At 72.4% G+C, this 26,523-nt stretch carries 21 protein-coding genes and 1 pseudogene; 13 read left to right on the forward strand and 9 right to left on the reverse strand.

Features of this window, described 5'->3' with window-relative positions:
• Positions 1-50 precede the first annotated feature (50 nt).
• From ACH4LD_RS41460 to ACH4LD_RS41470, 3 genes and pseudogenes are all read right to left on the reverse strand, one after another.
• Positions 51-896 (reverse strand): alpha/beta fold hydrolase, encoded by an 846-nt coding sequence (locus ACH4LD_RS41460; protein WP_398059395.1) that lies wholly within the window; start codon positions 894-896, stop codon positions 51-53.
• 140 nt (positions 897-1,036) lie between these two features.
• Entirely contained in the window at positions 1,037-1,495 is a 459-nt protein-coding gene (locus ACH4LD_RS41465) for an SsgA family sporulation/cell division regulator (RefSeq protein ID WP_398059393.1), read from the reverse strand.
• Positions 1,492-1,797 (reverse strand): annotated as a pseudogene (locus ACH4LD_RS41470) (WhiB family transcriptional regulator); the annotation flags it as partial. The pseudogene ACH4LD_RS41470 and the gene ACH4LD_RS41465, both read right to left, overlap by 4 nt.
• 509 nt (positions 1,798-2,306) lie before the next feature.
• On the opposite strand from ACH4LD_RS41470, the gene ACH4LD_RS41475 reads away from it, so the two are divergent.
• Positions 2,307-3,254: a LysR family transcriptional regulator gene (locus ACH4LD_RS41475; protein WP_398059391.1), complete on the forward strand. Its 948-nt coding sequence runs from the start codon at positions 2,307-2,309 to the stop codon at positions 3,252-3,254.
• Positions 3,255-3,512: 258 nt separating this feature from the next.
• Entirely contained in the window at positions 3,513-6,398 is a 2,886-nt protein-coding gene (locus ACH4LD_RS41480) for an ATP-binding protein (protein ID WP_398059389.1), read from the forward strand.
• Between the two features lie 555 nt (positions 6,399-6,953).
• Here ACH4LD_RS41480 and ACH4LD_RS41485 read toward each other — a convergent pair.
• Positions 6,954-8,342, reverse strand: a complete 1,389-nt coding sequence (locus tag ACH4LD_RS41485; RefSeq protein ID WP_398059387.1) for a dihydrolipoyl dehydrogenase family protein — start codon at positions 8,340-8,342, stop codon at positions 6,954-6,956.
• A gap of 442 nt (positions 8,343-8,784) precedes the next feature.
• On the opposite strand from ACH4LD_RS41485, the gene ACH4LD_RS41490 reads away from it, so the two are divergent.
• The 6 genes from ACH4LD_RS41490 to ACH4LD_RS41515 all read left to right on the forward strand — a co-directional run bounded on the left by ACH4LD_RS41490 (position 8,785) and on the right by ACH4LD_RS41515 (position 16,074).
• The gene (locus ACH4LD_RS41490; protein WP_398059385.1) at positions 8,785-10,773 is read left to right on the forward strand and encodes a BTAD domain-containing putative transcriptional regulator; all 1,989 of its coding nucleotides are present in this window, start codon (positions 8,785-8,787) and stop codon (positions 10,771-10,773) included.
• Between the two features lie 606 nt (positions 10,774-11,379).
• The gene (locus tag ACH4LD_RS41495) at positions 11,380-12,396 is read left to right on the forward strand and encodes a LysR family transcriptional regulator (protein WP_398059383.1); all 1,017 of its coding nucleotides are present in this window, start codon (positions 11,380-11,382) and stop codon (positions 12,394-12,396) included.
• Between the two features lie 405 nt (positions 12,397-12,801).
• Positions 12,802-13,644, forward strand: coding sequence for an alpha/beta fold hydrolase (locus ACH4LD_RS41500; protein ID WP_398059381.1), 843 nt, complete (start codon positions 12,802-12,804; stop codon positions 13,642-13,644).
• Between the two features lie 27 nt (positions 13,645-13,671).
• Positions 13,672-14,391: a hypothetical protein gene (locus tag ACH4LD_RS41505; RefSeq protein WP_398059379.1), complete on the forward strand. Its 720-nt coding sequence runs from the start codon at positions 13,672-13,674 to the stop codon at positions 14,389-14,391.
• 191 nt (positions 14,392-14,582) lie between these two features.
• Positions 14,583-15,605 carry a zinc-binding alcohol dehydrogenase family protein gene (locus ACH4LD_RS41510; RefSeq protein ID WP_398059377.1) on the forward strand — a complete coding sequence of 341 codons (1,023 nt, stop codon included), beginning with the start codon at positions 14,583-14,585 and terminating at the stop codon, positions 15,603-15,605.
• A 184-nt stretch (positions 15,606-15,789) separates the two neighbouring features.
• The gene (locus tag ACH4LD_RS41515) at positions 15,790-16,074 is read left to right on the forward strand and encodes a hypothetical protein (protein WP_398059375.1); all 285 of its coding nucleotides are present in this window, start codon (positions 15,790-15,792) and stop codon (positions 16,072-16,074) included.
• 69 nt (positions 16,075-16,143) lie between these two features.
• On the opposite strand, the gene ACH4LD_RS41520 is transcribed toward ACH4LD_RS41515, so the two are convergent.
• Positions 16,144-16,809, reverse strand: a complete 666-nt coding sequence (locus tag ACH4LD_RS41520) for an enoyl-CoA hydratase-related protein (RefSeq protein ID WP_398059373.1) — start codon at positions 16,807-16,809, stop codon at positions 16,144-16,146.
• A gap of 141 nt (positions 16,810-16,950) precedes the next feature.
• On the opposite strand from ACH4LD_RS41520, the gene ACH4LD_RS41525 reads away from it, so the two are divergent.
• The gene (locus ACH4LD_RS41525) at positions 16,951-17,691 is read left to right on the forward strand and encodes an enoyl-CoA hydratase/isomerase family protein (RefSeq protein WP_398059371.1); all 741 of its coding nucleotides are present in this window, start codon (positions 16,951-16,953) and stop codon (positions 17,689-17,691) included.
• A 371-nt stretch (positions 17,692-18,062) separates the two neighbouring features.
• Here the strand turns inward: ACH4LD_RS41525 and ACH4LD_RS41530 are convergent, their stop codons facing one another.
• The gene (locus ACH4LD_RS41530; RefSeq protein ID WP_398059369.1) at positions 18,063-19,016 is read right to left on the reverse strand and encodes an NADP-dependent oxidoreductase; all 954 of its coding nucleotides are present in this window, start codon (positions 19,014-19,016) and stop codon (positions 18,063-18,065) included.
• Between the two features lie 183 nt (positions 19,017-19,199).
• Between ACH4LD_RS41530 and ACH4LD_RS41535 the strand changes: the two genes are divergently transcribed.
• The 3 genes from ACH4LD_RS41535 to ACH4LD_RS41545 all read left to right on the forward strand — a co-directional run bounded on the left by ACH4LD_RS41535 (position 19,200) and on the right by ACH4LD_RS41545 (position 21,515).
• A complete protein-coding gene (locus ACH4LD_RS41535) occupies positions 19,200-19,661 on the forward strand; it encodes a hypothetical protein (protein WP_398059367.1) in 462 nt (153 codons plus the stop codon).
• A gap of 29 nt (positions 19,662-19,690) precedes the next feature.
• Positions 19,691-20,773 carry an LLM class flavin-dependent oxidoreductase gene (locus ACH4LD_RS41540; protein ID WP_398059366.1) on the forward strand — a complete coding sequence of 361 codons (1,083 nt, stop codon included), beginning with the start codon at positions 19,691-19,693 and terminating at the stop codon, positions 20,771-20,773.
• A gap of 70 nt (positions 20,774-20,843) precedes the next feature.
• Positions 20,844-21,515 carry a TetR/AcrR family transcriptional regulator gene (locus ACH4LD_RS41545; protein ID WP_103817620.1) on the forward strand — a complete coding sequence of 224 codons (672 nt, stop codon included), beginning with the start codon at positions 20,844-20,846 and terminating at the stop codon, positions 21,513-21,515.
• A 143-nt stretch (positions 21,516-21,658) separates the two neighbouring features.
• Here ACH4LD_RS41545 and lpdA read toward each other — a convergent pair whose 3' ends face one another.
• From lpdA to ACH4LD_RS41560, 3 genes are all read right to left on the reverse strand, one after another.
• Positions 21,659-23,059: a dihydrolipoyl dehydrogenase gene (gene lpdA / locus ACH4LD_RS41550; protein ID WP_398059364.1), complete on the reverse strand. Its 1,401-nt coding sequence runs from the start codon at positions 23,057-23,059 to the stop codon at positions 21,659-21,661.
• A gap of 220 nt (positions 23,060-23,279) precedes the next feature.
• Complete coding sequence (locus tag ACH4LD_RS41555) at positions 23,280-24,146, reverse strand: alpha/beta fold hydrolase (RefSeq protein ID WP_398059362.1); 867 nt, start codon at positions 24,144-24,146, stop codon at positions 23,280-23,282.
• Between the two features lie 148 nt (positions 24,147-24,294).
• Positions 24,295-25,122, reverse strand: a complete 828-nt coding sequence (locus ACH4LD_RS41560) for an enoyl-CoA hydratase/isomerase family protein (RefSeq protein ID WP_398059360.1) — start codon at positions 25,120-25,122, stop codon at positions 24,295-24,297.
• A gap of 388 nt (positions 25,123-25,510) precedes the next feature.
• Here ACH4LD_RS41560 and ACH4LD_RS41565 point away from each other — a divergent pair, with 388 nt between their 5' ends.
• Positions 25,511-26,074 (forward strand): GNAT family N-acetyltransferase, encoded by a 564-nt coding sequence (locus ACH4LD_RS41565; protein ID WP_398059422.1) that lies wholly within the window; start codon positions 25,511-25,513, stop codon positions 26,072-26,074.
• Positions 26,075-26,523: the final 449 nt, after the last annotated feature.

Here is a 26,523-nt window from a genome sequence, read left to right on the forward strand (position 1 = left end):
CGCCTGCGGGAGGGTGACGCATCTGTCGGTCGACTGGTATCGGCCGGGTTTCAGTGCGCTTCGGCCAGGAAGGCCAGCACGTCCCGCGCGACCTCCTCGTGGTGCTGGAACAGGAAGCCGTGGCCGGAGTCGGGATACGTCCTCACCCGTGCGTCGGGCAGCAGGCCCGCGAGCAGCCGGGACCTGCCGGGCGGGGTGACGAGGTCGTTGTCCCCGTGCACCACGAGCGCGGGTTGTCTGATCGCGGAGAGCCGGTGCAGGGCGCGGTGATCGGGGACGCCCCACTCGGTCATCGCCTCGTACTGCGCCTGCCTGGCCGCTCGGCCGGCCGGCAGGTCCCTGTCGTGTTCCCGCTCGATGTACCTGCCCAGGAACTCCAGCCCGCTGCGCTGACTGGAATCGGTGTGGTCGAAGAAGGTGTACAGGTAGTCCTCCAGGCTCGGCTGGTCGGCGTCGGCGCGGACGAAGACGTCGTCCGGCCAGGCGAAAGCGCCCGGGCCGCCGCGCGGGGCGGTGGCCGCCAGCACCAGGCGGCGGACGGCGGCGGGCCGCAGCAGGGCCAGCTCCTGGGCCGTGCAGCCCCCCATCGAGAATCCCAGCAGGTCCGCCTGCCGTACCCCGATGGCGGTCATGAAGGCCAGGGTGTCCACGGCCGTCTCCGCGATGGTGCGGGGGGTGCGGCCGGTGCTCAGGCCGACCCCGGCGTTGTCGAAGGCGATGACGTCGCGTTCCGTCGCCAGGGCGTCGACCAGTGCCGGGTCCCAGCTGTCCAGGGTGCCGCGGAAATGGTGGAGCATCAGCAGCGGCGGCTGTGAGCCGGAGGGACCGCAGCGCCGGTAGGCGTATCTGACGCCGTTGGCGGCGTCGACGACGTGGTTCGGTGCGTCGATGTACATGTCGGATCCTTCGCCGGAGTCCTGCTTCCCGCTCGGGTGGGAGCAACGTATGCCGTCGAGTGTGACGACGGGCCGGGTCCGGGGCATCGGGCATTTGACCATGGGGAGAGGTGTGACCGGAGCGAGCGGGCATCCCGGGCTCAGACGGGCGGCAGCAGGCTCTCGGTGAGTGCGGCCCAGTCCAGGAGTGCGACCTCGCTGCCGGAGGGGACCATGGCATAGGTGTCTTCCAGCCATCGGCGGAGCACGGTCAGATCGGCCGTGAACGTCGCGTGCCCGTGCGGGCTCTCCAGCCTCAGGTGGAACGAGGGCCGCTCCCCCGGTCCCGTGGAGGGCCACACCTTGCAGTCGCCCTCGCCGCTGGGTCGGTCGGTGCCGGCGGTCAGCAGGTCCCGCCCGACGACCCAGGTCACGCAGGTCTCCTCGGTCACACGGAGGTCCATGCGGACCGCGAAGGGATCGTCCGCGCTGTAGCTGAACCTGCACTCGACGCCGTCGTGTTCCGGGGGCGTCGGCCGGAAACGGAGGGTGGTGAGGAGTTCCAGGGTGCCCAGGGGGCCGCCGTGGGCGCGATCGGAAGGGTGTGCGTGCTCGGTCATCTGCTCAGCGTCCTCGCTGTCGGTGTCGTGTCCTGGTCGACGGCGGCGGGTCCGGGGGCCACGCGCCGCAGTGCTTCGCGGGCCGCGCGTACGCGGATGGTCCGCCGTTCCTGCTCGCTGAGGCCGCCCCACACGCCCGCCTCCTCGTGGTGGTCGAGGGCCCAGGTCCGGCACGGGCGGATGACCGGGCACCGCCGGCAGACGGCCTTGGCCTCCTCGGTCTGCCCGAGCGCCGGTCCTGCCTCGCCGACCGGGAAGAACAGCTCGGGGTCCTCGGACCGGCACATCGAATACCGCTGCCAGGCCGGAGAGGTCCCACCGGACCGCGTCGGCCGGCCGGGAGCCGGAAGGGTGTGGTGGCTCCCGGCGGCGGGCGGACCCGACGGCGGGAGTGCCGGAGGAGTGGGCCACGACCGTGCCCCGTCGAACGCTTCCATCGCCACCTCCACAATGAGCCTGTGTTACCGCCACCCTTTCGCCACGGCGCGTGGCGGGCATCCGTCGTGTGACTGACCGTTTGGCGCAGGGCGACGCCGTGGGGTTCCGGTGCCGGCTCACACCGCCCGGCGCCCGGAACACAGGACATGTGGACGCCCGGTGTCCCGCAGTCGGGGTGCCGCCCTCCCGGAAAGCACAGTCAGTCGACTGATGGAGCGCCGGGTGAGCGCTCCTAGCCTGGGCGGGGCCGCGGCCACGCACCGTTCGACGGCCGCCCGTGCGCGTATCCGTCTCCCAAGTGGTTCCGTACACAACAGACCGAGGCAGGTCAGCAGTGACAGACTCCTCTCCCGTCGCCCTGGCGGATCTCCAGGTGACGCGTTCCGAGCCCGACATCGACCTACGACTGCTGCGGGCGTTCCTGGCCGTCGCCCGGGAAGGGCACTTCGGTCATGCCGCGGACCGTCTCATGGTCGCCCAGTCGGCGCTGAGCAGGCAGGTGCAGCAACTCGAACGCCTGCTGGGGGCGCCCCTGTTCACTCGCACCTCCCGGGGTGCCCGGCTGACCGGCGTGGGACGGCTCGTGCTGCCGCACGCCGAACAGGCCGTCGCCCAGAACCGCCGGCTCGTCCGCCTGGCGAGATCGGCGGCGGGGCAGGGCGGGACGCGCACGTTGACGATCTCCGCTCCCCTGCCCAGTCCTCCGGGCGGCCTGCTGGCCGAGGTGGTGCGTCATTTTCGTGCCACGCACCCGGACGTACAGGTCTCGGTCGTGGGACTGGACGATCGCGATGTCGCCGCGGCGCTGCGGGACGGCCGCATCGACGCGGCTCTCACCTGGGGCGGGGACCCGTACGCCGATCACCGACAGGTACTGCTCGAAGAGGGCGCCAGCGCACTCGTGAGCCGGCACCACGCCTGGGCCGGGGCGGCGGAGATGCCCCTGGCCGCGCTGACCGAGGACCCGTTCCTCTTCCCGGTGAGAGAACGCGGACACTGCTGGGACTCGCTGAACGAGCTGGCCGCCGCCGCACAGGTACGGCTGACCCCCGTACCCACGGCCCCCTCCGCCGTTCCGGACCTGGTCGCGGCGGGCCTCGGGGTGTCCGTCGTACCGGCGTCCTTCGGCTTCGCCGGCTACACGGACGTGGCCTTCGTACCGCTGCCCGGTCTGCACCACCGGATGAGCGTCGTGTGGCAGGACGGTGACAGCTCCGCCGTCGCCCGGGGCTTCGTCGCGTCCTGCCGGTCCGCGGCCGCCGGGCTGAGCGCCGCGCACCCCGGCATCTGGAGACTGCCCGCTGCGTCCCGGCCATGTTGACGGGATCCCGGGTTTGCGCTCGGCGCGGGACATCGCGCATCGTGTCCACGGCAGGCGGCGGCCCGCGCGGACGGGTTGTGGAATGAATCTGGAATGTCCCTCAATTGTCCGCGGCAATTCTTGATTGTTTCTGGAAATGCGGCCTCCGACGCGTTCCGCACTTCTCGGCGGAAAGGAAGAATCCGGGACTTCCGGTGATTCCGTGATAGCTTCCGAGCCATTGCGAGGAGCCGGGGAGGAACAATGGTCCGTGGACGCGTGGAAGAGGACCCACTGGACGGGATCATCGGGCGCGAGCCGGAGATATCGCGTCTCCTGCGTGGCCTCTTCCCGGAGCGGGCCGAGGAGGCGGGCGCCCTCCTCCTCGTGGGCGAGTCCGGCATGGGCAAGACGGCACTGCTGCACGCCGTGACGGCTGAGGCGGGCCGCCGCGGGACCAGTGTCCTGCGCTGCGCCGGCAGCCAGGCCGAGCGAACGCTCGCATACGGCGCCCTGCACCAGTTGCTGAGGCCCGCCCTGGACCACCTCCCCCAGCTCCCGGCTCCCCAGCGAGCGGCCCTCTCCCAGGCCCTCGGCATGGGGCACGCCCCTGCCCGTACCGCCGGCGCGGAAGCCGGTGACGACCGCCTGCTCGTCGGACTCGCGTCCCTGAACCTGCTGCTGGCGGCGGCGACCCACCCCCCGGTCACGGTCGTCGTGGACGACGCGCAGTGGCTGGACGACGCCTCCCTGGAGACCCTGCTGTTCGTCGCGCGGCGCACCGCCGGTGAACCGGTGGGCCTGCTGGCGGCCGTACGCGGCGACGGCGCGTCCGGACCCAGCTGGTCCGATTTCGAGCCGGTGCCCGTCGGCCCCTTGTCGGGGGAGGCGGCCGGACGCCTGCTGGACGCGCAGCCCGTGGTTCCCCGGGGCCGGGTGCGCGGGCAGGTGCTGCGGCTGGCGGCGGGAAATCCGCTGGCCGTGGTGGAGTTGGCGCGGGACGCCGCGGAGCGCGGATCTCCGGGGTGGGACACGGCGATGGGGGCCGGATTCTCGCTGCCGGCCCGATTGGAGAAGGTCTTCGCGGAACGCTTGGACGGATTGCCTGAGGCCACACGCCGGGTGCTGTTGTTCGCGGCGGCCGCGGACGGACCGGACATGAGGGCGGCACTGACGGCTGCGGCGTCGGTACCCGGCGGCGGCGCCGAGGCATGGGCGGCCGCTGAGGACGCGCGGCTGGTGCGCCTGGCGGGCGGGAGGGTCGAGTTCCGGCATCCGCTCCTGCGGGCCGTGGTGTACGGGGCGGCGTCGTTCGCGGAGCGTCGCGCGGTGCATCTGCGGCTGGCCGACGAGCTGGCGGAAGATCCCGACCGGCGGGCGTGGCATCTGGCCGCGGCGTCCCTGGCCCCGGACGAGTCGGTGGCGGACGCGCTGGTGGAGACGGCGGACCGGGCACGGCGACGGGGCGGCTATCGCGTGGCGGCCGCGGCGTTGGAGCGCGCGGCCCAGCTGAGTGAACGGGGGCGGGCGCGGGCGCGGCGGTTGCTGGACGCGTGCGATCTCGCCGCGTACGCGGGCGAGCCGTGGTGGGTCGAGGCGCTGACGGGCGAGGTGGCCGCGGCGACGGACGACGCCGGGATGCTGGCCGAGGCGGCGTTGCGCAGAGGGTGGGCGCTGGCGGCGACGGGCCGGCAGAAGGCCGCGCTCTCGCACCTGCTGCCGCTGGCCGCCGACATGATGGACGCCTCGCCGGTGACGGCGCTGGACGCGCTCAGTCACAGCGCCGTCGCTCTGTACTGCAGCGGTGACGGGGCCTTCCGCCGCCAGGCGCAGGGATTGCTGGCACGTATCCCGGGCGACGTGGGCAGCGCGTGCGAACAGATGTGGGCACGCGCCTCCTGTGATCCCTTCGGTGACCGTGGCGGTCTGCCGGCGGCGCTGGAGCGCGCAGAGGCCGAGGCGGACGGCGTACCGGGACAGTTGAGCGTGCTGGGCGCCGCGGCGTGGATGCTGGACGAGACGGCGTCGGGGGTGCGGTTGCTGAGTGCGGCGATGGAACGCCTCCGGACGGAGACGACCACGGCCGCCAACGCCATGGTGGGGCAGGCGCTGGCGCTGGCACAGTTCGACGCCGGTGCGTGGGAGGCGGCGTGCGAGTCGGCCGAGGACGCGCAGCGGGTGGCGGGGGAGAACAGGCTGGAGGCGGCGGCCTGGGTGGCCGTGTACGTCAGCGCGATGGTGATGGCGTTGCGCGGGGAGGACGCCCGCGGGCTGATGGCGCGGGCCGTGCAGGGGCTCGACATGTCGGAGAGCCGGGCGCTGGGTGTGCGCATGGCGGTGGTGCGTGCGGCGGTGGCCGCCGCCGAGGGCGATCACGCGCTGGAGTTCGAGTTGCTGCGGGGGCTGTTCACGGCGGGGCCCGATCCCCGGCCGGTGCACTACCACTGCTCCCTTTACGGCGTCGGGGACCTGGCCGCCGCTGCCGTCCGGGTGGGACGGCCGGAAGAAGCGGTCGCGGCGGTCGACGCGGTCGAGCGGTGGGTGGGCGGGGGAATCTCGCCGCGCCTGCGGCTGATCGTGGGGCGGGCACGGGCGTTGCTGTGCGAGGGGGAGGAAGCGGAAGGGCTCTTCCGTACGGTCGTCGGGGACCCGGTGGGAGAGCAGTGGCCGTTCGAGCGGGCGGTGGTGTCGCTGGAGTTCGGCGAGTGGCTGCGCCGCAGGCGCCGGATGAGCGAGGCGCGGGCCGAACTGGCGCGGGCGCTGTCGGTGTTCGAGCGGTTGAAGGCGCATCCGTGGGTGGAGCGGACGACGGGAGAGCTGCGGGCCTGCGGGGTACCGGTGCGGGACGCGGAGGGGAGCCCGGGGTCGGTGGATCGTCTGACCCCGCAGCAGTTGCAGATCGCGCGGCTGGCGGCGGCGGGGCTCACCAATCGGCAGATCGGCGAACGGCTGCTGCTCTCCGCGCGCACCGTGGGCTTCCACCTGTACCAGGTGTTCCCCAAGCTGGGGGTCAGCAGCCGGACCCAGCTCCACGACGCGCTCAGCCGCGCAGAGGAGCCCCGGGAGCGGACACCGGACCACGCGTCCGGCACCGGGACCGGCACGGCGACGCGCCCCGTCCCCGAGCCCGGCAGGACGCCGTCACGGCTGGTGAGCCGGCGGTAGTGCGCACCCAGGCAGGCACCGGCGTTCCGATGACACGTGTGCGTGCCTTGCGCAGTGGGCGGTCGCTGAACGGCTTGGGACCGGCTGTGGTCGCGCACCTGCGGCGACCCCGGGGCCGCGCTGCGCCGCTACGACGTGCGCCGCCTGCTGGTCAACGCGATCGTGCGGGGCAACCGGGAGCCGGGACCGGAAGCGATCATCGCGCGTGGCTACAAGGAGTTGGCTCGGGAGTCGGACGCGTCGGAACGGGAGTCGTACCAGTTGGGCCCTGCCCCGGCAGCGGCGGGCCAGGGCCGAGTCCGGGGAAGACCCCCACGAGGCCCGCGTGCGGCAGCAGCCTCCGGTGGAGTACCACCGTCCGGACCGAGCCGTGGCACACGGCAGGACGCGCCGGGGCCGGCGACGGGCCACGCGGTATATCCGGAAGTTGGGTCGCTTGAGTCCCTGATTCCCCGCCCGGACGGCTCTGACGTGCAGGATTGCCCGGCGTGCCGACAGCGACCGAAGAGTTTCGGTCGCTGTCGGCGACGCGGGGCGGCGGGCGGTGCCGGTTGCTCAGTCCACCCAGGAGGCGAACAGGGCGTTGAGTCCCTCCGCCATGGTCGGGTGCGCGATCATGCCGTCCCGCAGACGGGTGAACGGCATCCCGGCCCACATGGCCGTCTGCACCACGGACAGCACTTCCGCCGACTCGGGGCCGAGCAGGGCGGCACCCAGGATCTGCTCGGTGTCCCGGTCCACCACCGCCTTCCACAGACCCCGCGTCTCCCGCAGTGTGCGCGCCCGCGGAATGGCCTTCACCGGCAGCTTCGCGACCCTGATGGAACGGCCCGTGGCGCGGGCCTGCTCCTCGGTGAGGCCGACGCGGGCGAGTTCCGGGTCGGTGAACAGGTTCCACGGCACCAGCCGGCCGGCCGTACTGCGGGCACCGCCGGCGATGTTGGCCTTGACGATGCGGTAGTCGTCCAGCGACACGTGGGTGAACTGCGGGCTGCCGGCCACGTCGCCCACCGCCCAGGTGTGCGGGGCGTCGGTCGCCAGCCTCTCGTCCACCCGTACGAAACCGCGGTCGTCGGTCCGCACCCCCGCCGCCTCCAGGCCGAGGCCGCGTGTGACGGGGTCCCGGCCGGTCGCCGCGAGGACGTCGTCGGCGGTCAGGGTCCGCCCGTCCTCCAGCAGCACCCGCACCGTCTCCCCCTCCCGGACCACTTCCTTCACCGACACGTCGGTGATCAGTTCGACGCCGTCCTCCTGGAGGTACGCCGCCAGGGCCGTGGCGATGTCCCGGTCCTCGCTCCGCAGCAGGTGGGGGCCGCGTTCCAGGACCGTCACCCGACTGCCGAACGCGGCGAACATGTGCGCGAACTCCAGCCCCACGTAACCGCCGCCGATGACCAGGAGCCGGTCCGGGACGCGGCGCAGGTCCATGATGCTCTCGCTGGTCAGCGGTTCCGCCTCGGCGAGCCCGGGAATGGCCGCGATGTGCGGCGTCGTCCCCGTGTTGATCACCACGTCGGTACCGCGTACGACACGGCGGCCTCCGTCGTTGAGGTCGATCTCCACGGTCCGCTCCGCCACGAAGCGCGCGCTGCCGAGGACGAAGTCCATTCCGCTGTCCAGGAACTGCCGGTGGTTGAGCTCGACCATGTCGGAGACGACGCCGTCCTTGTGCGCGCGCAGCAGCTCCAGGTCCACCTGCGGCGCCCCCAGCCGGAGCCCCAGCGACTCGGCGCTGCCGGCCCTGCGGGCCAGCCGGGCACTGGTCACCAGCGTCTTGGTGGGGATACAGGCGACGTTGATACAGGTGCCGCCGATCATGCCCCGCTCCACCATGACCACCCTGCCGCCGGCCCGCGCGGTGTCCATGGCGAGCGTCTTGCCGGCCTTGCCGCCACCCACCACCAGCAGGTCCACGTCCTCCACGAGTTCCTCCGCAACGTTCATTTCCGTCTCCGTCCTCCTCGGCCGTGCACAAGCGGTGGGGCGGGGCGGCCGGCGCGTCACACACCGGCCGCCCCGGTCCAGGCTCGCCACTCTCGCGGGCGGACGCATCAGTCGAATGACTAGCCACCCCGCGACGCGGTGCGGGCAACCCCTCCCTCCTGGCCCGGCTGGGTGCGGAACGACGTATCCGGGGGGGGGTGACGTGCCCGCCGGTCCGCCCGGGACCCAGGGTGCGGGGCCGTGTGTTCCGGCAGGTCCGGCAGCGGGGCCGGCTGTCGGTCACCGCGGTGAGTCAACCGACTGATGACCGTCGATCGGCCCGGACCTACCTTTTCGGCGTGGCCGCCGGACGGAGCACCACCCCGGTGGAGGGGTACGGCGGCGCGCAGGCGGCGGACCCGCTGCCGGAACGCCGTCCGGACGGTGAAAGGAGGACGCCCCGATGCAGGTGACACCGCGTCGACGCACCGGCGAAGAACAGGGGCCGGCACAAGCGGTACGTTTCACGCTGCTGGGGCCGGTGCGGGCCTGGCGGGCCGAGGAGGAACTCCCGCTCGGCCCGCGCCAGCAACGCCTGCTCCTGGCCGCGCTGCTGGCGGGCGCGGGACGGCCCGTCCCGCTGACCGAGCTCATCGGCCTGCTGTGGGACGGTGACCCACCGGTCAGCGCGGTGAACGCGGTCCACCGGTACGTCGGCTCGCTGCGGCGGCTGCTCGAACCGGGCCTGCCGATCAGGTCGTCGGGCCGGTGGCTCGTCCGGCAGGCAGGGAGCTACCTGCTGCGTGTCGACGCGGACGGTCTGGACCTGCTCCGGTTCCGCGACCTCGTCCGGCAGGCCCGCGCCGCGACCGCCACCGGCGACCTCCCGGCCGCCGTCGACAGGTATCTGGAGGCACTGGACCTGTGGCAGGGCCACTGCGCGGAGGACCTGGGCGCCGTCGCCGCCGTGCACCCGGCCTTCGCCATGGTGGAACACGAATACGCTCCGGTCGTGTGCGAGGCGGCCACCGCGGCCCTGCGCTGCGGCCGGGCCGGCTCCGTCCTGCTGCCCGTGCGGCAGGCCGCCGACCGCTGCCCGCTCGACGAGGCGCTCCAGGCGTCCCTGCTGCTCGTGCTGGCCGCGGACGGCAAGCAGGCAGAGGCGATCATGCTGTACCAGACCATCAGGGCCCGGTTGTCGGACGAACTGGGGGTCGATCCCGGGGCGGAGCTGCGGGCCGCTCACCAGAGCGTCCTGCGCGGCAGCCCGGCGCAGCCCCGGGTGCCGGCGTCCACCGGGTCCCCTGCACCGCCCCCGGCACCGCCCGCGGCGTCGCTCCCGCCCTCCCGGCCGCCGTGGATCGAGCCCGCCCAGCTACCGCCGGACCTGCCGTTCTTCACCGGACGCGAGCGAGCCCTCGACCAGGCGCTGGACACCGCGCACCGGGTCGGCGCCGGCCTGCGTGTCCTGGCCGTCGACGGCATCCCCGGGGTCGGCAAGACCGCGCTGGCGGTCCACTTCGCCCACCGCGTGGCGCGGGACTTCCCCGACGGGCAGCTCTACACGGATCTGGGCGGCTTCGCGGCACACGGCGACCCCGCGGACCCGGGTGAGGTGCTGCACGGGTTCCTGGAAGCCCTGGGCGTGGAACGGCACCGTATCCCCGCCTCCACGGAGGCCAGGACGGCCCTCTACCGCAGCGTCCTGTCCGGGCGTCGTGTGCTCGTGGTGCTCGACAACGCGTTCGACGCGGACCAGGTACGACCGCTGCTGCCCGGGACCTCCGAGTGCATGGTCGTGGTGACCGGCCGGAGCCGGCTGATCGGTCTGGCGACCGCGCACGGAGCACGGCTGCTCTCCCTGGACGTGCCCTCGGTGGCCGAGGCGACGGCGTGCTTCCTGCGCCGTGTCGGCCCCGCGCGGACCGACGTCGGCGTGGCCGTCGTCGAGGAGATCGTGGCGCGCTGCGGCCGGCTGCCCCTCGCCCTGGCCCTCGTGGCCGCCCGCGCCGCGAGCCGTCCCGAGCAGCCGCTGAGCCGGTTGGCCGCCGAACTGGCCGCCGCGCAGGGCAGCCTCGGGGGCTTCGACGAGGACGACAGCGCCAACGCCCTGCGCGGTGTCTTCTCCTGGTCCTACCGGACGCTCGGTGCCGAGGCCAAGCGGGTCTTCCGTCTGCTGCCCCTGCACCGGGCGTCCGACGTCGGCACGGCCGCCCTGGCGAGCGCGGCCGGCATCTCCCGGGACGCGGCGGCCACGGCTGTCGGGGAGCTGGTGCGCGCCCGTCTGCTGGACGTCCGGGGCCGTGACCGGTACGGCGCGCACGACCTGGTCCTGGCCTACGCGGCCGAACTCGGCCGTACCGGGGAAGCGGACCGTCCGGCCGTTCCGCGGCGCTCGTACGTGCACTCCCGTCGGCCCGCGCGGCCCGTGGCGCGGCCACTGCCCGGCTGAGCCGACGCACACCTGGGGGAACGGGCCCTCCGAACACACCCCGGGCGACGGAGGTGTGGGCGGGCGGCGGTTCCACACCCGGGGCGACGGAGGCGTGGTCGGGCAGCCCGGACTCCAGGCAGTCGCCCACGCTGCCGGCGGGAAGGGCCACGGGCCGCGGTTCCACACCCGGTGCGACGGAGGTGTGGGCGCGGGCCACGGTCGTCGTACGCGCCCCACAGGCCGTACGGCGTGGTGCGCGGCCGGGAGACTGCTCACGCCCGCCGATCGCCGGCACGGGCGGCGAGCCGGGGGCGTCCGGGGGAAACGCCTTGCGTGAGCCGTCCCGCTGCCGGGCCCGCGTCGGTCCTCACGGGCCAACCTGGTACCGTCCAGGCGACGTTCGCCGTGAGGAGGGACCGCGGGCACCCCGGCCGTGGCAGCCTGTCCTGTCGCCGCCCGGCCGGTCACGACGCCATGGGACCAGAGCCTGACCGCCGCGTCCAGGACGGATCCGTCATCGGACGATGCCGGTCCGGCATGCCTCCCCGGTGCGCCGCCCCCGGCGGCGACACCAGGCACGTCGGTCGCCGAGCCCATGGCCTCCGTCAGAAAGGGCAGCCCGCTGTGAACACGTATGAGGCGGACACGTTTCCGGCCGCCACCGAGCCGGACGTCGACCCGAGACTGCTGCGCGCCTTTCTCGCCGTGGCCAGGGAAGGGCACTTCGGGCATGCCGCGGCCGGCCTGGGCATCGCCCAGCCCGCGCTCAGCAGGCAGGTGCGCCGGCTGGAACGTCTGCTGGGGACCGACCTGCTGGTCCGCACACCCCGGGGCGCCGAACTCACCGAGGCCGGCCGCACGGTCGTGCCCGAGGCGGAGCGCGCTCTGGCGTACAACCGGCGCCTCGTACGGGCCGCCCGGTCCCTGACCGACGCCGGACCCGCCGTCCTGACGGTCTCGGCCCCCATGCCCAGCCCACCGGGCGGGCTGCTGGCCGAAGCGGTACGCCGTCTGTGGTCCGGCCGCGCGCGCACGCGGGTGTCGGTGGTGGACCTGCGGGACGGACAGCAGGCGGCCGCTCTCGCCGACGGGCGTGTCGACGCCGTCCTCACCTGGGATCCGCCGGTGGCGGACGGGCTGACCGGCGAGGCACTGGTGGAGGAGCGCACCAGCGCGCTCCTGGCCCAGGGGCATCCCCGTGCCGGAACGGAGCCGATGCCGCTCGCGGCGCTGGAGGCGCAGACCGTGCTGTTTCCCGTGCGCGAGCGCAGCCACTGCTGGGCCCAGCTGGACGCCGCGGCAGCGGCCGAGGGGGTGGGCATCACGCCGGTGCCCACGGCGCCCTCGGCGGTGGCCGACCTGGTGGCGGCCGGCCTGGGTGTCTCCGCCGTACCGGGATCCTTCCGGTTCGCCGGGTACCCGGGCGTGACGTTCGTGCCGCTGGAGCGGCTGTCCGGCACGATGAGCGTGGTCTGGCGGCGCGACGACGACTCCCGGGCCGTGGCCGGCTTCGTGGCGGCCTGTCGCGACGCCGCCCGGTCCCTGGCCGCCGCGCACGGGGACGTCTGGCGGCTCCCGGAGGCGACCGGCCCCCTCGTCCGGCGGGCCGCCACCGGCACTGAACAGACCCCCGTCGTGTGACACGCTGTCCGCGCCGGGACCGGCCCGCCGGGCGCCCTCCCGCCGCGGAGAGGGCCACCCTCGACACATCCGCCGGGTGGGCGTGATCCACCGGGCCGGCTGCCGCCTTCCCCCTCGCCCGCTCGGCGTCCGCTGCCCGTCCCCGCCGGCCGTCCCGCACGTTCGGGGCAAGGCCACCCACCTTCCGGTCGAGGCGCTCACCGTCCGGCCAAGACACCCACAGTCCGGTCAGGCACTCTCCTTCCGGTCAAGACACGCACCACAAAGTTTCCACTCCCGGTTCCGCATGCTGTTCACGAGGTAGCTCGTGGCCCGTTGCGGAACGGACGGCGAGCCCGCGCAAAGCCGCCCCCGGCTCCAGCACACACATCAGAATTCCGATCCCGTTCCGGCACAGGGAGAAACATGTCCGCTGTCACCCACCACACCGCTCCCACGCAGTTCGTCGAGGCCGACGGTGTCCGCTACGCCTACCGCCGGCTCGGCTCCGGCGGCGAGGTGCCCCTCGTCATGCTCCAGCACTTCACCGGCAACCTCGACAACTGGGACCCCGCGCTCGTCGACGCACTCGCCGCCGAACGCGAGGTCGTCCTGGTCGACTACCCCGGCGTCGCCTCCTCCACCGGCCCCTTCGCCACGACCATCGCGCAGATGGCCCAGCAGATCATCACCTTCACCGCCGCCCTCGGCCTGGAGCGGATCGACCTGCTCGGCTTCTCCATCGGCGGCTTCGCCGCCCAGGACATCGCGCTGATCAGGCCCCGCCTGGTCCGCCGTCTCGTCCTCGCCGGGACCGGCCCCAAGGGTGCCCCGGGCATGCACGGCTGGCGCAAGGACATCGAGACGCACGCCCGCGCCGAGGTGCCGACCGGCGAGGACCTGCTCTACATCTTCTTCGCCCACACCGAGACCAGCCAGGCCAAGGGCGTGGAGTTCCTCGGCCGGTTCATGGCCCGCACCGAGGGCCGGGACGTGCCCAGCAGCCTCGCCTCGCGTGACGCCCAGTACGATGCCGTACTGGAGTGGGGCATCCCGGACCACTCCGCCCTGCAGCGCCTCACCGGCATCCAGTGCCCCACGCTCATCATCCAGGGCGACGACGACCTGATGATCCCCACGAAGAACAGCTACCTGATGGCCGGCCTGATCCCGGACGCGCAGATCCGGGTCTACCCCGACGCCGCCCACGCCTCGCTGTTCCAGTACCCCGCCGAAGCCGCCAAGGACGTCAACGCCTTCCTCGGCTGATCCCCGCCACATCATCAGGAGAACACCATGTCCGACCTGCTCAGCACCATCTTCGACGCCTACGGCGGGCGCTCCCGCTGGGAAGAGGCCAGCCGGATCACCGCCCGCCAGTTCTTCGGCGGCGCCCTGTGGGGCATGAAGGGCCACCCCGGCGCCCTCAACGACGTCGACGTCACGGTCGACCTGCGCCGCGAGTACGTCACCCAGAAGCCGTTCTTCGACCCCGACCACCACACGGCGTTCTCCGCCGACCGCGTGGCGGTGGAGGACTCCGACGGCAACGTGGTCGAGGAACTGACCGATCCCCGCGCGTCCTTCGCCGGCCACGACCTGATGACGCCGTGGACGAGGCTCCAGCTCGCCTACTTCTCCGGCAGCGCCATGTGGACGTACCTGGCCGAGCCGCTCTCGCTGACCTATCCCGGCGTGCGGACGGAAGAGATCGGTCCGTGGACGGAGGACGGGGAGAAGTTCCGGCGCCTGCACATCACCTTCCCCGACAGCATCGCGACCCTCAGCACCGAGCAGACCGTGTACGTCGACTCGCAGGGTCTGATCCGTCGGCGCGACTACAGCGTGGAGATCGCCGGCAACACCCCTGCCGCGCACTACATCTCCGGCCACCAGGAAGTCTCCGGCCTGGTCATCCCCACCACACGGATGATCTACAGCCGCGACGACGAGGGCCACAAGATCCCCGAGCCGCTCGTCGTCTCGGTCCGGCTCGAAAACGTCGCGGTGTCCTGACCCGCACGGCGCACCTCCGCCGCGGTGGCCCCGGCCGAGACGGGCGCCACCGCGGCGGACCGGTGCACGGCGGCGGCGTGCCACGGAGCCGAGCCGCACAGCCCGGGGCCGCCCGAACGGCCCCGCCCCCACCACGGCCAGTCCGACCAGTCCGACCAGTCCGACCAGTCCGACCAGGAGAACCCTGCGACATGACCACCACCATGCGCGCCGTCGCCTACCGCGCGTCCCTGCCGGTGACCGACGACGACAGCCTCCTCGACGTCAAGCTGCCCGTGCCCGAACCCGGCCCCCGGGACCTGCTCGTCCAGGTCGAGGCCGTCGCCGTCAACCCGGTCGACCACAAGGTCCGCAAGAACCAGGATCCGCAGGGCCGTGAGCGGGTGCTGGGCTGGGACGCCGCCGGCACGGTCGTCGCGACCGGTTCCCAGGTGGAGAACTTCAAGCCCGGGGACGAGGTGTTCTACGCCGGAGCGCTCGACCGGCCGGGTGCCAACTCCGAGTACCACGCGGTCGACGAGCGTCTCGTCGCCCTGAAGCCGACCACGCTGACCTTCACCGAGGCGGCGGCGCTGCCGCTGACCTCGCTCACCGCGTGGGAGGGCCTGTTCGAGCGGATCGGACTGCACCGCGACCTGATCGACGAGACGGGTTCGCTGCTGGTGACGGCGGCCGCCGGCGGTGTCGGAGCCGTGGTCAGCCAACTGGCCCACGCGCTGACCGACCTGACGGTGATCGGGACGGCGTCCCGCCCGGAGACGGTCGACTTCGCCCGCCGCATGGGCGCCCACCACATCGTGGACCACCACCGGGCGCTGCTGCCGCAGCTCGCCGAGGTGACCCCGGCCGGCATCGACCACGTCTTCAGCACCGCCGGGACCGACCGCAACCTGGCCGCCTACGCCGAGGCCCTCAACCCGTTCGGGCAGATCGTCGCGATCGACGACGTCGAGGACCTGCCCATCGGCCTGCTGAAGGCGAAGAGCATCGGCTTCCACTGGGAGTTCATGTTCACCCGTTCCCTGTTCGGGACGGCGGACATGGACCGGCAGGGCAGGATCCTCACCCAGGTGGCGCGCCTGGTGGACGCCGGCGTCATGGTCTCCACCGCGACCAGGGACCTGGGCCCGGTCAACGCGGCGAATCTGCGGGAGGCCCACGGCATCATGGAATCCGGCACCGCCATCGGCAAGATCACCCTCACCGGCTTCTGAGGCGGCCGGAGGACGGGACGCCGCGGCCCGGTGCTGACGGTTCGGGCAGGAGAGTTGCACGTTGGTGCCTCGTCCACGGCGGACTCAGGTGTCATGAGGTCATATGGGGGAACGTGAGCGAAGCGGCTTCGGACACATGAGGCGTGCTTTCCGCAAGTGCCGCCGGAAAGGGACTCGTGACGACGTGAACATCGTGATCGAAGCCGGGGTGTCGGCGGGCATCGCAGAGGACGGGGCGCTCACGTTGCTGTCGCCCCAGGGCGCCCCCCACTTCTACGCGCCCGAGGCCAGCGCCATGTGGATCGCCCTGCGGCAGCACGGTGGGAACGTCCGGGCCGCCGCCGCGGTGCTCGGGAGCGCGTGGAACGCCGACGTCTCGGCGGTTGACCGGCTCCTCCAGGAGCAGGTGACCGACTGGCAGCGGGCCGGGCTGGTCAAGACGTCTCCCCCACCCGCCCACGCTTCCTGACCGGGGCCGGGGCCGGGGCGCCCGGCGCCCTCGGGCCGACGCCGTGTGTGCCTGCGGGCCGGCCCGGCCCTACGCGGTGTCCATGTCCCGGAGCGCGGCCAGGACCCCGGTGACCATACGGGCCTTGGTGGTGCCGAGGGCGTCACCGGCCTTGGCCGCGTGCGCCGCGGCGATCTCCAGCGCTGCGGCGCGTAGGGCGTCCCCGGTGACCGCGCGGTCGGTGATGTGGGCGGCTTCGGCCTCCGCACCGCCGTACCGGCGGCTGGTGAGCATGGCCTCTCGGGCGATCCGCGGGGTCAGACGGGCCTGCACCAGGGCGGCCATGCCACGGGGGAAGGGCATGCCCAGGTCCGCTTCGGGCAGGCACCAGTAACCACGGTCGGCGCGCATCACGCTGAAGTCGTGCGCGAGGGAGAAGATCGCTCCGGCACCGAAGGCATGGCCCTGTACGGCGGCCACGGTGATCACCGGCAGGCAGAGCAGGCGCGCGAAGAGGTCGTGGACGCGCACGGTGAACTCATGGCGCTCCTCCTCGTGGGCGGACAGCCGGTCCAGGTCCAGGCCGTTGCTGTAGAACCTGCCCGAGCCGGTGGTGACGAGTGCGCGCGGACCCTCGGCCTCTTCCACCTCCTTCAACGCGGCGTCCACGGCGGCGACCCAGTCGCGGTCGACGCGGTTCTCGCCGTCACCCAGGTCGAGGACGAACACGTCGTTCTGCCGGTCGAGTACGGGCATGTCGGCTCCTTGGGAAATGAACTGGTCACATGACTGATGGCGGCACCGGGACGATCGGACAGGGTTGGTCAGGACACACACGGCAGGACCGGGCAGGACGACCAGACCCTGTTCGGTCCGCACACGTATTTGGAGCGCGTTATGTCTACTTGGACCTCGGACCGGTTCGGCCCGGTGGCCGTCCTGACGTTCACCAGGGCACCGGGAAACTTCATGGACTTCGGCTCCATGGTGCGACTCGGCTCCCTGCTGGAGGACTTGGGCCGGCAGACCGACGAGGTGAAGGTCGTCGTGCTGGCGAGCGGACTGGACGACAAGTTCATCGACCACGCCGAGTTGTCCGATCTGGCTCGGGCGGGTGCGGGACAGGCGAGCGAGGAGGAACTCGGCTCGTGGTCGCGTGCGCTGCGACTGCTGGAGGAGATTCCCCAGCCCACCATCGCGGCCGTCGACGGTCTGGCCTCCGGCGGAGGCAATGAGATCGCCCTGGCGTGCACCCTGCGGGTCGCTTCCCCGCGCTCCCGCTTCCAGCAGCCGGAAGTCGCCGTCGGCATCATCCCGGGCGGTGGGGGAAGTGTCCGGCTGCCTCGGCTGATCGGCCCCGGCCGCGCGGCCGAGGTCATCCTCACGGGACGGCCGGTCTTCGCCGAGGAGGCACTGAGGGTCGGATGGGTCAACACCATCCTGACGGGCACCGACTTCCCACAGGAGGCGTTGCGCTGGGCCGAGTCCATCGCCAGGAACCCGGGGCCCGCGCTGCACGCGGCGAAGCACTCCGTCGTGGCCGGTTCGCGCCTTCCGTTCGGCGAGGCGATCACGACGGAGCGGCGCCTGTTCGGAGAACTCACCGCGGGCAACGACGCGCTCACGTCCGGGTCCTAGGTCCTGTCGTCAAACTCCCGTCGTCCGCCCGGAGGGCGGGCCGTGCGGCGTCAGGTGCGTGCTCTCGCCGTGCCGGCCACAGGCCCTCGTACTGGGCGTACTCGGGTCTGGGGCCGGTGCGGCGAGAGTGCGTGCATGGCGTCGCGCGGCAGACGGGAGTTTGACGACAGGGCCTAGGGCTGGTCGTCCGGACGTCGTCTGGATGATCCGCGCGACAAGCCCTGGGCCACGCTCAGGGCGCGGTGACGCTCTGGCCCGCCCAGGACAGAGAGGCCCCGCGGCGGCTCCTCGGCACCCGGTCGCCTGCCGGCGGGGCCCCGCGGCCCGTCCCCGCCGGGCCGGCCGGCGGGGAGGGGCGATCGTCGCCGGCGTCAGGACACCAGGAGAACGGTCTTGCCCGCGCCCGGCCTGCTCGCCTGCGCCTCGGCCACGTCCTCCAGCGCGAACGTGGCACCGACGTGGGGGGTGATACGGCCGTCGGCCGCGAGCGAGGCCAGTTCCCGCATGCCGAGCCGGTCGGCCTCCACGAACAGGCCCGCCAACCGCACCCCGCGCTCGGCGGCAGCCCCCGCCGCCGCGGCAAGAGAAGGAGGCAGCGTCGAGACCAGGACCCCGCCGGGCTTGAGGACCTGCACGGCCTGTACCGGGTACTCCCCGCCGACGCTCTCCAGGACCACGTCCAGATCGCCGGTGGCCTCGGTGATGGCCGTGGTCGTGTAGTCGATCACCTCGTCGGCGCCCAGCCCGCGCACGAAGTCCGCGTTGGCCGGGGCCGCCACCGCCACCACGTACGCCCCGCGCGCCTTGGCGATCTGCACCGCCAGGTGCCCGACCCCGCCGGCCGCGCCGTTGACCAGCACGCGGCTGCCCTCGCCGATCCCCGCCGTCTCCACGAGCGCCTGCCAGGCCGTCAGACCCGCCATGGGCAGCGCCGCGGCCTGCGCGTGGTCCAGGCGCTCCGGCTTGCGCACGAAGGGCCGGGCCGGGGCCACCACGTACTCGGCGTAGGAGCCCAGGCCGTGCGGGAACGGCAGCATGCCGAACACCTCGTCACCGACCCGGTGCACGGTCACACCCGGGCCGACCGCCGCGACCGTGCCCGAGACGTCGTAGCCCAGCACGAACGGCGGCTCACCGACGAACACACCCGACGTGCGGTTCATGACATCGACCGGGTTCACACTTGTGGCGTGCACCCGGACCAGGATCTGCCCCAGACCCGGAGCGGGGCGGGATACGTTCACGGGCTTGAGGACCTCGGGACCACCGAGTGTGTCCTGACTGAAGGCGCGCATGGTCGCGGACGCCTGCGTGGTGTCGTTCATGCACACATGTTTGCACCTGCCGACAGCGGCCGTCCACGGAGGGTGTGTCATTCGGCGGGAGAAACCCGCCACACCCGCTAAGTGGTGTGCCCACACCACTTATGGTTATGCTGACCGGCACCGGGACGGCGGACGGCCGCCCGGGACCCCTGAGAGAGGCAGACAGCCATGAGTGGCTCGCGGATGGACGAACTCGATTTCTTCCTGGGCGTCTGGGACGCGCCGGGGCAGTTCCACGCCACCCCCTTCGGCCCGCGCAAGCCGATCGAGATGAAGGTGACCGGTTCCGGCGAACTCACCCCGCACTATCTGCGGCTCAGCACCGAGGAGCAGCCCACCGCCGACAACCCGAACCCGCTGCGCGCCACATACGTGTGGGGGTTCGACGCCGCTTCCGACGAGTTCGTCGCGGACTGGTTCGACAGCAACGGCGGCCGGGCCAGGCAGCGGTCCTCGGGTTGGCAGGGTGACACCCTGGTGTTCGAGGGGACCATGACGATGAACGGTGCGACCGTTCCGCTGCGCGACACCTTCACCCGGCTGGGGTCCGACACGTATCACCACATCGGCGAGATCGACCTCGGCCAGGGCTGGATACCGGTGGACGAGGAGACGGCGACCAGGCTCACCCCGTCCGCCTCCTGATCCGTGGACACCGCCCCGGAAGGAGAGGCATGAGCGCGCAGGACCCGGGGCTGGACATCGGCATCGCGTCACTGGCCGACTTCCAGCCCCGTACGGTCGACGGCCGTTCCCTGACCGCCGGCGACCGGCACAGCCGGCTGATCGACCTCGGCGTCACCGCCGACCGGCTCGGACTCGACCACTTCGGCGTCGGCGAACACCACAGCGAGGACTTCGCCGTCTCCTCACCGGCCGTGGTGCTGGCCGCCGTCGCCGCCCGGACCTCCCGCATCAGGCTCACCAGTTCGGTCAGCACCCTCAGCGCCCTCGACCCCGTGCGGCTGTACGAGGACTTCGCCACGCTCGACCTCGTCAGCGCGGGCCGCGCGGAGATCACAGTGGGGCGCAGCGCGCACCCGGAGCCGTTCGAACTGTTCGGGGTGCCCCTGAGCCATTACGACGAGGTCTTCGCGGAGAAACTGGGGCTCCTGCTGCGCATCCGCGGTGAACCGCGGGTGACCTGGCACGGACGGTTCCGGTCCCCGCTGACCGAGGCCGCCGTCGTGCCCCGGGCACGGCAGGACCCCCTGCCGGTGTGGATCGGCGTCGGGGGGACTCCCGCCAGCGCCGAACGCGCCGGGCGACTCGGGCTGCCCATGATGCTCGGGTACATCGGCGGCCCTCTGGAGCGCCTGGCCCACCTCGCCGCCGTCTACCGGGCGGCAGGCGAGGCGGAAGGGCACGGCCACCGGCTGCGCCTCGGCGTGGGGGTGCACTTCTTCAGTTCCGACGACGCCACCACCGCCCTCGACACCTACCCGTACTACCGGGACTTCCTGCGGCCCAAGCGGCCCGGAGGAAGTGGCTTCACCGTCTCACCGGAACAGTTCCGGGCGGGCCTGGAACCGGCCGGGCACCTCCTGGTCGGCACACCCGAACGCGTCACCGAGAAGGCGGCCGCCCTCTACGAAGCGGTGCGTTTCGACCGCCTCCAGGCCCTGGTGGACTGGGGCGGTCTGCCCGGCGACGCGGTCGCCTCGTCCGTCGGGCACCTGGCCACCGCGGTCGCGCCCGCACTGCGCCGGCTCGCGGTTCCGGCGGCCCGGAACCGGCCCGGTGCGCCGCGGGGCTGACGCCGTGCACGGGGGCCGGGCGGGACCGGACCCGTTCCCCGCCTGACGGACGACCGTAAGCTGTCGGACCGTGCCATCCACCGACAACACCTCACCACCACTCCGGCAGCGTCGCGCCGACGCGCAGGCCAACCGTGCCAAGATCCTCACAGCCGCGGCGGAGCTCTACACGACGCGCGGCCTGGACGTCTCGCTCAACGAGATCGCGCGGCGTGCCGGGGTGGGCATCGCCACGCTGCAACGCAACTTCGCCGGGCGCGAGGAGCTCGTCGCGGCGGTGTTCACACCCCGGGTGCGCGCGTACGCCGACGCCGTCGACCGGGCTCTGGAAGAGCCCGATCCCTGGGCGGGCTTCCGCGGTTACGTCGAGCACGTGGCCGCACTGCAGTGCGAGGACCAGGGACTGGCCGTCGTACTGAACACGACGTTCCCGGCCTCGGCGGAACTCGAAGCCCACCGGCGCCGTGCCATGCGCGGCTTCACCCGTCTGGTCCGGCGTGCCAAGGAGGCCGGGGTCCTGCGCCCCGACTTCTCCGCGCACGATCTTCCCCTGCTGCTGCTCGCCAACGCCGGCGTCGTCATGGGCAGCGGGTCCAACGCGGACAAGGCGTCCCGCCGGCTGGTCGCGTTCGTCCTGCGCGCCTGCGCCGTGACGGACGACGAACCGCTGCCGCCGGGGCCGCCCGCCCGCAGTCTGCTGCGCACCCTCGACCCACCCCTGCCACCGGCTTCCCGTCACTGACGGCACCGCCCGGCACGTCACCGGCATGACGACCAGCGGGCTGCCGACCGCCAGGCCGCCGGGCCGCCGGGCCGCCGACCGGGACTGTTCCTGGTCGGCGGCCGGGGGACCTTCCGGCCACCTTCCGGCCGGATGGGGCGGCCTCACATGTTGATCATGTGGCCGGCCAGGCCGTGGACGGCCTCCTTGACCGACTCACCGAGCGTGGGGTGCGCGTGCACGTTGCGGGCCACCTCGTGGACGGTCAGGTCCCACTGCTGGGCCAGCGTCAGCTCGGGCAGCAGCTCGGCCACTTCGCCGCCGATGAGGTGCGCGCCCAGCAGCTCGCCGTGCGTGCCATCGCTGATGATCTTCACGAAGCCCGCGGGATCCCCGAGGCCCTGCGCCTTGCCGTTCGCCGTGAACGGGAACTTCGCCACCCGCACGTCGAAGCCGCGCTCCCGTGCCTGCGCCTCCGTCCACCCGAAGCTCGCGATCTGCGGTTTGCAGAACGTGACACGCGGGATCATGACGTAGTCGAGTTCCATCGTCTCCGCCCCGCCGATGGTCTCCGCCGCCACGATGCCCATCGACTCGGCGGCGTGCGCCAGCATCAGCTTGGCCGTGACATCACCGATCGCGAAGATGTGGGGGACGTTGGTGCGCAGCCGGCCGTCCACGCCGATGGCACCCCGTTCGGTGAGCCGTACCCCGGTGTTCTCCAGGCCGTAGCCGGTCACGTTCGGCTGGAAACCGAGGGCCTGGAGCACCTTGTCGGCTTCCAGGACCTGCCGCTGCCCGCCGCGGGTGACGGTGACCCGTACCCTGTCGGCCTTCTCCGCGACGGCGTCCACCCGGGTGGAGGTGAGCACCTCGATGCCGAGCCGGCGGTACCACCGCGCCAGCTCCGCGGAGATCTCCTCGTCCTCCAGCGGGGCCGGCCGGTCCGCGAACTCCACGATGGTCACCCGGACGCCGTAGTTGTGCAGCACGTACGCGAACTCGACGCCGATCGCGCCGGCGCCCGCGATGATCACGCTGTCCGGCAGCTCCTCGGCGAGGATCTGCTCCTCGAAGGTCACCACGCGCTCGCTCAGCCGGGTGCCGGGCAGCAGCTTCGCGGTGGCGCCGGTGGCGATGACGCAGTGGTCGAAGGTGACCGTCTCCTCGCTGCCGTCGGCGCCGGTCACCCTCAGGGTGTGGGCGTCGGTGAAGTGACCGCGCCCGTCGTACTGCGTGATCTTGTTCTTCCGCATGAGGAAGTTGACGCCCCTGGCCCGGCCGTCGGCGACCTTCCGGCTCCGCCGGAACGCCTCGCCGTAGTCGAACCGCACCCGGCCGTCGACCTCGATGCCGAAGGTCTTCGCCTCCCGGGTGAAGATGTGCGCGAGTTCGGCGTTGCGCAGCAGCGCCTTGGCCGGGATGCAGCCCACGTTCAGGCACACCCCGCCCCAGTAGCGCTCCTCGACGACCGCGGTACGCAGCCCCAGTTGGGCCGACCGCACAGCGGCCGTGTATCCGCCCGGACCGGCCCCCAGGACGACGACGTCGTAATGTGCGCCCATGGTCAGCCGGCCCTCCCGCTCGGTACGGCCGACGGCACGGAGGTGACCACGGGGGATGTGGTGTGCCCGCCGTGGCCGGTGGCGGTGCCACCGCGGGGGCGGGCGTGGGGCTGGCTGCGCATGGACGTGTTCCCGATTCTGGACGTGTGCGGTACGGATGGGTCACGCAGGCGGGCGTGGGCCGCGTGACAGGCCCGGATCACCCGCTGGGCGAGGGCCGTCAGCTGCCGAGGAAGGCGTTCACCTCTCCGGCGAACTCGGCCGGGTACTGGAAGAGGAACCCGTGACCGGCGTCCGGGTAGATGCTCAGCTTCGCGTTGGGCAGGTGTTCGGCCAGCAGATAGGTGTTCTTGGTGGGGACCATCTCGTCGTTGTCGCCGTTGGCCACCAGAACCGGCTGCTGGATGGACTCCAGACGCTGGAGGCGCGAGTCGTCCCGCACACCCCACGCGGAGATGGCGGTCAGCTGCGCGTCACGGACGGCCAGGTCGGTCGCGGCGTCCCGCTCCGCGGTGCGCAGGCCCAGCCGCTTGAGGAACTCCACACCCTTGGCCTGGCTGGACGCGCTCTTCTCGAAGAAGAGGGTGAGCAGGTTCGCGGCGGAGGGGGCGTCGTCGAAGGCCGCCTCACGAATGGCGCCCGCCGTGTACTGGTGGATGTCCCGGCCGCCCCGGGGCGCCGTGCCGGCCAGGACCAGCCGGCGAACCTGCCACGGGCGGAAGAGGGTGATCTCCTGCGCGATGAAGCCGCCGAGGGAGAAGCCGAGCAGGTCGAAGCGGCGCAGCCCGATGGCGTCCAGGAAGGCGATCGCGTTGTGCGCCATCTCCTCGACGGTGTTCGGAGTGGTCCCGGTGGACCCGCCGACCCCGGCGAGATCCACCAGGACGACCTCGCGCTCGGCGGCGAGGGCGTCGACGAGTTCGGGATCCCAGTTGTCGAGGTTGGCGCGGAAGTGCACCAGGCAGACCACCGGCAGATCGCTCGCGTTGGGGCGGCCGAAGCGGCGGTAGCGGTAGGTGACGCCGTCGGCGGCCTCGACGTGGAGGTTGGGCGTCGTGATCTGGCTGTGGATGGAATCGGTGGCCATGGTGAGCGCCTTTCAGCACTGGTGGCGGACTGGGGAGGTCAGGCGAGGGGGCTGCCTACGGCCCTTGGGACGCGGCCCGGGTATGTGGCCCGCGGGCATACGGTGCGACGACGTGCGGTCCTACGACGTGGCAGCGAAGGCGTCCGGACTAGTCGCGGGGACCGAGGCGCTCGCCCATGTTCAGTTCAAGGTCGTAGATGACCTCCGGGCTCGCCTGCGCCGACAGCTTCAGGCGCTGCTGGACGAAGTCGCGGGCGAGCAGCCCGGCGAAGCGCTGGTGGGTGGCCGCCAGATCACCGGGGCTGTGCAACGGGGCCTCCCCGTTGATGATCTCCTTGACCGCGCGGAGGGCGTCGGTGTCGAAGGAGGCGATCCGCCGCGCGAACCGGTCGACGACCGCGTCCAGTTCGGCGTCCGGGACGGCACGGTTGACCCAGCCGTACAGCGCGGCCGTGTCGGCGTCGTAGTCCTCACCGGAGGTGATGATCTCCAGGGCCCGTGACCGCCCGGTGAGCTGCACCAGGCGCTGGATTCCGCCGCAGCCGGGGATGATCCCCGTACCGATTTCCAGCTGGCTGAGCACGGCCTTCTCCCGGCTGGCGAACCGCACGTCGAGCGTGGTCAGGAACTCGTTGCCGATGCCACGCGCACGGCCTCGCAGGGAACCCACCGTGATGAAGCGGGCGGTGCCGAGACGGCCGACGATGTCGAACCAGGCCGGCATGCCCTCCCCGAACTCGGCGACCCTGCCCAGATTGAGGTGTGCCATGAAGAAGTCGGGAACGGCGCTGTCGAAGACGACCACCTTGACGTCGGGGTCCGCCTCCAGCTGGTCGACGATCTTCCCGAGGGCGGACTCCACCTCGGGCTCGTAGAGGTTGAGGGGAGGATTGTCGAAGGTGACCCTCCAGTAACCAGGGCTCTGCTGTTCGGCACGCACAGGGGCATGCGTGGAGGAGGTTGCGGTGTTCGGCATGGAGAAGTCCCGGTTCGTAGAATGCACGCGAGAAGTGGCACACCGGCCCTGTCGCAGAAGACCGGTCGACTGACCATGACATTACGGCCGTCGGCGTGCCGGGAGCGGTGCGGGACGCCGATGGTGCCCGATAGGGCACACATTTCTCAGCGCACCGACCGAGGTGTCAGTCATTCTTCGCCCGTCGGCAGTCGTTCGACGGAAGCGGGCAGCCCTCTTCCGCGCTGGACTGTCCTCACATGTCGACCACGGCACGGACGCGGGATTCCACGCTTCTCTGCCCCTGCGCCCGATACAGGACCTCACCGTGACACCTGATGCGCTGACAGCCCCTTCCGTCGGTACGGCCGGATCCGCAGGACACCGGATCCGCACCCGTTCGGGCCGGATGACCGTGACCCGGCGAGCCGAGGCGGCGGACCTCGCGGCGGTGAACGCCATGCACGGCCGCTGTTCCCCGCAGACGCTCTTCAGCCGCTACCAGACCGGGCGTTCCGCCCTGCGCGAGCACGAGTGGGCCCGTTTGATCCGACAGGGTGTGAGCTGGGTGACGAGCCCGGTGAACCGCCCCGACGTGGTCGTCGCCACCACCCACCTGTTGCACGCCGGCGCCGACGGCCGCGGTGAGCTGGCCTTACTCGTGGAGGACGGCTGGCAGGACGTGGGCCTCGGCACGGCGCTGGCGCGTTGGGCGCTGTCCCGGGCGCCGTTCTTCGGCGTCCGGGAGGCGGTGGTCGTGACGACGCGCGACAACCGTCGCATGACCGCCATCTGCACCTCGCTCGGCGCACACGTCGAGCCGGCAGAGATCCTGGGCGGTACGCGGGACGGCACGGAGGACGACGGCAACGTCGTCCACTTCGTGTGGGTCGTGCCCGAGGAGGAGGCCACGCCCCGGAGTGCGGGCGGCACATGCGGCCACGCTCCGGCCCGACGCGGGCAGCAGGTGTGACCTCGGCCGACCCCCGCCCGGTGGGTCACGGGGGTGTCTCTGCTGCCCTGAGGGCGGCCGGCGGTCGGCACCCGCGGACGGAGCGCCGACGCCTCCGTACCCGGCTGATGACCGCCCGCGGCCGATGTGCGCCACCGAACCTTCCGCTGCGGCCGGGGACGACGTGCCCGGACCGGTGCGGCCGGCAGGTCGCACGGACAGGCCCGGACGTGCGTCGTTCGACTGCACTCATCGGGCAGGCCGTGGGCCGGCGGGAGACACCAAGAAGACCACGCCGTAAGTCGTTAGACGGATTCACGGAGGTGTGCGGCCGGGGGACGGTGGGTGTGTCGCCCGGCGGTGCGGTTTCCCCGTACCGCCCCACACCGAAAGGCCACCACCATGCCCTACATCACCGTCGGCCAGGAGAACACCACCGACATCGAGCTGTACTACGAGGACCACGGCAC

The organism is Streptomyces sp. NPDC017676, from assembly GCF_044329325.1.
GTDB lineage: Bacteria > Actinomycetota > Actinomycetes > Streptomycetales > Streptomycetaceae > Streptomyces.

What these genes read in the sequence shown, in the direction of transcription:
- ACH4LD_RS41460 (WP_398059395.1), bottom strand. Translation starts at nt 896, where the DNA reads ATGTACATCGACGCACCGAACCACGTCGTCGACGCCGCCAACGGCGTC.
- ACH4LD_RS41465 (WP_398059393.1), bottom strand. Translation starts at nt 1,495, where the DNA reads ATGACCGAGCACGCACACCCTTCCGATCGCGCCCACGGCGGCCCCCTG.
- ACH4LD_RS41485 (WP_398059387.1), bottom strand. Translation starts at nt 8,342, where the DNA reads ATGAACGTTGCGGAGGAACTCGTGGAGGACGTGGACCTGCTGGTGGTG.
- ACH4LD_RS41490 (WP_398059385.1), top strand. Translation starts at nt 8,785, where the DNA reads ATGCAGGTGACACCGCGTCGACGCACCGGCGAAGAACAGGGGCCGGCA.
- ACH4LD_RS41500 (WP_398059381.1), top strand. Translation starts at nt 12,802, where the DNA reads ATGTCCGCTGTCACCCACCACACCGCTCCCACGCAGTTCGTCGAGGCC.
- ACH4LD_RS41505 (WP_398059379.1), top strand. Translation starts at nt 13,672, where the DNA reads ATGTCCGACCTGCTCAGCACCATCTTCGACGCCTACGGCGGGCGCTCC.
- ACH4LD_RS41510 (WP_398059377.1), top strand. Translation starts at nt 14,583, where the DNA reads ATGACCACCACCATGCGCGCCGTCGCCTACCGCGCGTCCCTGCCGGTG.
- ACH4LD_RS41520 (WP_398059373.1), bottom strand. Translation starts at nt 16,809, where the DNA reads ATGCCCGTACTCGACCGGCAGAACGACGTGTTCGTCCTCGACCTGGGT.
- ACH4LD_RS41525 (WP_398059371.1), top strand. Translation starts at nt 16,951, where the DNA reads ATGTCTACTTGGACCTCGGACCGGTTCGGCCCGGTGGCCGTCCTGACG.
- ACH4LD_RS41530 (WP_398059369.1), bottom strand. Translation starts at nt 19,016, where the DNA reads ATGAACGACACCACGCAGGCGTCCGCGACCATGCGCGCCTTCAGTCAG.
- ACH4LD_RS41535 (WP_398059367.1), top strand. Translation starts at nt 19,200, where the DNA reads ATGGACGAACTCGATTTCTTCCTGGGCGTCTGGGACGCGCCGGGGCAG.
- ACH4LD_RS41540 (WP_398059366.1), top strand. Translation starts at nt 19,691, where the DNA reads ATGAGCGCGCAGGACCCGGGGCTGGACATCGGCATCGCGTCACTGGCC.
- lpdA (WP_398059364.1), bottom strand. Translation starts at nt 23,059, where the DNA reads ATGGGCGCACATTACGACGTCGTCGTCCTGGGGGCCGGTCCGGGCGGA.
- ACH4LD_RS41555 (WP_398059362.1), bottom strand. Translation starts at nt 24,146, where the DNA reads ATGGCCACCGATTCCATCCACAGCCAGATCACGACGCCCAACCTCCAC.
- ACH4LD_RS41560 (WP_398059360.1), bottom strand. Translation starts at nt 25,122, where the DNA reads ATGCCGAACACCGCAACCTCCTCCACGCATGCCCCTGTGCGTGCCGAA.
- ACH4LD_RS41565 (WP_398059422.1), top strand. Translation starts at nt 25,511, where the DNA reads ATGACCGTGACCCGGCGAGCCGAGGCGGCGGACCTCGCGGCGGTGAAC.